The sequence below is a fragment of the Halomonas litopenaei genome (genome assembly GCF_003045775.1).
GTDB classification, from domain to species: Bacteria; Pseudomonadota; Gammaproteobacteria; order Pseudomonadales; family Halomonadaceae; genus Halomonas; species Halomonas litopenaei.
In genome coordinates this window covers 1-592 of sequence record NZ_PXNS01000045.1, presented here as the reverse complement: position 1 = coordinate 592, position 592 = coordinate 1, and the positions used below count along the sequence as shown (strand labels likewise).

1 protein-coding gene is annotated in these 592 nt (G+C 68.1%); it reads left to right on the top strand.

From position 1 onward, the window contains the following. Window positions 1-122: 122 nt before the first annotated feature. Window positions 123-592: TRAP transporter large permease subunit (locus tag C6W88_RS21235; RefSeq protein ID WP_146164698.1), on the top strand; the 470-nt coding region annotated here is incomplete at its 3' end.

The window sequence follows — 592 nt, the reverse complement described above, 5'->3', positions numbered from 1 at the left end:
GCCCTGGTCAAGGGCATGATCCTCGCCGCGGTGGCGATCATGTGCGTCCAGGCGCTGATTCACCTGATCCAGTCGATCAAGGGCAAGCCCGCCCCCGACGCACCCGAAGGAGGCGCTGACTGATGAGCATCGCAGACGGAACCCTGCTGCTGGTCGGCGCCATCTTCGCGCTGCTGGTCACCGGCCTGCCGCTGGCCTTTATCACCGGCCTGGTGGCGCTGGCCTTTACCTTCGGCTGGTTCGGCCCCAACGCCCTGCCGCTGGTGACCAGCCGGGTCTACGGCTTCGTCACCGAGTACTCGCTGGTGGCGGTGCCGATGTTCGTGCTGATGGCCTCGCTGCTCGACCGATCGGGCATCGCCAAGGATCTGTTCAACGCCATGCGGGTGTTCGCCGGGCGACTGCCTGGGGGCGTCGCCGTGCAGACCGTGGTGGTGGCGTTCTTCCTGGCCGCGCTGTCCGGCATCATCGGCGGCGAGATCGTGCTGCTCGGCATCCTGGCGCTGCCGCAGATGCTCCGCCTCGGCTACGACAAGCACCTGTCGATCGGCGTGGTCTGCGCCGGCGGGGCGCTCGGTACCATGATGCCGCC